The sequence below is a fragment of the Fodinibius sp. genome (assembly GCF_041642155.1).
In the GTDB taxonomy this organism is placed as follows: Bacteria; Bacteroidota; Rhodothermia; order Balneolales; family Balneolaceae; genus Fodinibius.
Window position 1 is genome coordinate 1 of record NZ_JBEPWZ010000347.1, and the last position, 2898, is coordinate 2898.

The window sequence follows — 2898 nt, forward strand, 5'->3', positions numbered from 1 at the left end:
CTCCGTTTGAAGACAATCGTACGTTTCGCTTCATCCACATCCAGGATAGGCATGCCGTAAATAGGACTGCCCTTGGACGTCTTGGCAGCCGGATTAACCACATCGTTGGCACCGATAATAAGCACCACGTCCGTGGTCTTAAACTCGGGGTTGACCTGATCCATGTCATAGAGCTGATCATACGGCACATCCGCTTCAGCCAGCAATACGTTCATATGGCCGGGCATACGTCCCGCTACCGGGTGAATCCCGTATTTCACTTCCACGCCTTTCTTTTCGAGTTTATCCACCACCTCTTTGAGTACGTGTTGGGCCTGGGCCACAGCTAATCCATAGCCCGGCGTGATTATCACCTTGTCGGCATAAGCACATTGCAGGGCGACATCCTCAGCCGTCGTTTCGCGAACCGTCTTATCGGTGTCTGCAGCCGGACCGCCGCTGTCGCCGTTGTCGCCGCCAAATGCCCCGAAAAGCACGTTGCCGAGCGTACGGTTCATCGCTTTGCACATAATGTTGGTGAGAATGAGCCCGGCCGCCCCCACCAGCGCACCACTGATGATCAGCAGGTTGTTATTGATTACAAATCCCGCCATCGAAGCCGCCAGTCCGGAATACGAGTTGAGCAATGAAATAACCACCGGCATGTCAGCTCCGCCAATAGGCAGAACCGTCAGCATACCCAGCAGCAGGGCTATGCCGAAGAGGATCCAGAAGATCAGTTGATTCGCCGGGTCAAAGGCCAGCCAGCCGACCAGTACCAAACTGACGAGGGTAAGTAGTGCATTGAAGAAATTTTGTCCGGGAAAGGTAACCGGATTGCCGCTGATGAACCCTTTGAGCTTGCCGAAAGCGATGAAGCTGCCGGTGAACGTGATGGAACCGATCAGGATACTAAGTCCCGTCGTGACCAGGTCCTGTCCCGCAAGTATGGTCGGGTCGGCTACCCGCCTGAGTTCTCCCCAGGCCACAAGTGCGGAAGCACCACCCCCGAAACCGTTAAAGATCGCCACCATTTCAGGCATGGCGGTCATCTCAACTTTCTTGGCGGCAAAAGCACCGATGGCGGATCCGAGAAGGATGCCGCCGATGATATAATCAAAGCTGATAATCTGCTGGTCGAAAAGCGTGACTATAATACCGATAAACATCCCCAGGGCGGCCAGCTGGTTGCCGGAGCGCGCCGTTGCCGGTGATCCCAGGCGTTTGATGCCGATAATAAAGATACCGGTCGCCAGGAGGTAGACAAGTTGAATAATATCGGGTAACATATTCTGAATGCCGGAAGGTAAAAAGTGACTCATTATTTATTTCAATCTTTTTTCTTAAACATTTCAAGCATGCGATCGGTGACCATGAAACCGCCGACTACGTTGATGGTTGCGAATACAATAGCACAAAACCCAATAATTTGAGCAATTTCACTTTCTACCTGTCCCGCTACCACAACAGCGCCGATAATGGTGATACCCGAAATGGCGTTTGCTCCCGACATCAACGGGGTGTGCAGGGTGGGCGGCACTTTGGATATGAGTTCGAATCCTATAAAGGAAGCTAACACAAAAATAAAAAGATTGAATATAAGACCTGACATATTATTCGATGTATGTTGATATACAGTTATGGAATTAGGAATGACGAATTAGGAATTGAAAGCAACTTTCAGAAACTCCTCATTCCTAATTCTAAACTTTTAATTTTCTTTCAGCATCGGACTGATAATCTCGCCCTGGTGTGTGATGGTCGTATTAAGTGTGATTTCGTCTTCAAAATCGAAGTGGGGTTCTCCCTCTTCCAGCAGGTGGTCCAGGAGGGCCCACATGTTTTTGGAGTAGAGCTTACTGGCGTGGTAGGCCAGCATGCTCGGGATATTCAAGGGTCCAATGACTTTGACTTCATTTACAAGGGTCGTTTCTCCCGCTTCGGTAAGCTCGCAATTACCGCCCTGTTCCGCAGCCAGGTCAACTACCACCGAGCCGGCGTGCATGTCGTGAACCATTTCCTTGGTTATCAGCAGCGGAGCCGGTTTGCCCGGAATTAAAGCGGTGGTAATAATGATGTCCGATTTTTTGGCGTGCTCGTGGATGACCTGCCGCTGACGTTCCTGCTCGTCTTCCGCCAACTCTTTGGCATACCCCCCCTCGGTTTCCGATTCTTCATCCAGGTCGGGCACTTCCACAAACGTGGCCCCGAGGCTTTCGACCTGTTCTTTGACTGCGGGACGAATATCAAAGGCTTCCACCACCGCCCCCAGGCGCTTGGCGGTGGCAATGGCTTGAAGTCCCGCTACCCCCGCACCCAGCACCAGTACCTTGCCCGGGGCAATTGTTCCTGCGGCCGTCATCATCATAGGCAGGTAGCGGTCCAGTTCATTAGCACCGATCAGCGCTGACTTATAACCGGCAATGGAGCTCATTGATGAGAGCGCATCCATATTTTGTGCACGTGAAATGCGGGGCACGGCGTCCATGCCCAGGGCCGTAATACCGCCTGATTTGAGCAGTTCAACCGTATCGTTGTTCTGCAGGGCCCACAAAAAGCAGATAAGGACGCTCCCTTCCGGCAGGCGCTTGAGATCCTCTGCGGGGGGCGTCTGAATACTTATGAGGAGGTCAGCGGAAGCGAATAGTTCGGCACGATTATCTTTAATCGTTGCTCCGGCTTCCCGATAGGCATCATTGAGGTAGTTTGAAGCAAGGCCGGCATCCTTTTCAATGACAACATCCACTCCCATGTCCGTAAGCTTACTAACGGTTTCCGGGACAAGGGCTACACGTTTTTCATGCTCAGCCGTTTCTTTGGGGATTGCAACAATCACAGCGTTTTGTAAAAAGTTTAAAATTAAATCGTAAAAATATAGAAAACTACGGGGATTACAAATGTTATTTTTGATACATCGAA

At 51.1% G+C, this 2898-nt stretch carries 3 protein-coding genes; all 3 read right to left on the reverse strand.

Features of this window, described 5'->3' with window-relative positions:
- Nucleotides 1-1301, reverse strand: a 1301-nt coding sequence (locus tag ACESLU_RS13720; RefSeq protein WP_372639194.1) for an NAD(P)(+) transhydrogenase (Re/Si-specific) subunit beta, incomplete at its 3' end; no start/stop codon positions are given.
- 8 nt (nucleotides 1302-1309) lie between these two features.
- Entirely contained in the window at nucleotides 1310-1591 is a 282-nt protein-coding gene (locus ACESLU_RS13725) for an NAD(P) transhydrogenase subunit alpha (protein WP_073064750.1), read from the reverse strand.
- A gap of 99 nt (nucleotides 1592-1690) precedes the next feature.
- Entirely contained in the window at nucleotides 1691-2815 is a 1125-nt protein-coding gene (locus ACESLU_RS13730) for a Re/Si-specific NAD(P)(+) transhydrogenase subunit alpha (RefSeq protein ID WP_372639195.1), read from the reverse strand.
- Between the last annotated feature and the right edge of the window lie 83 nt (nucleotides 2816-2898).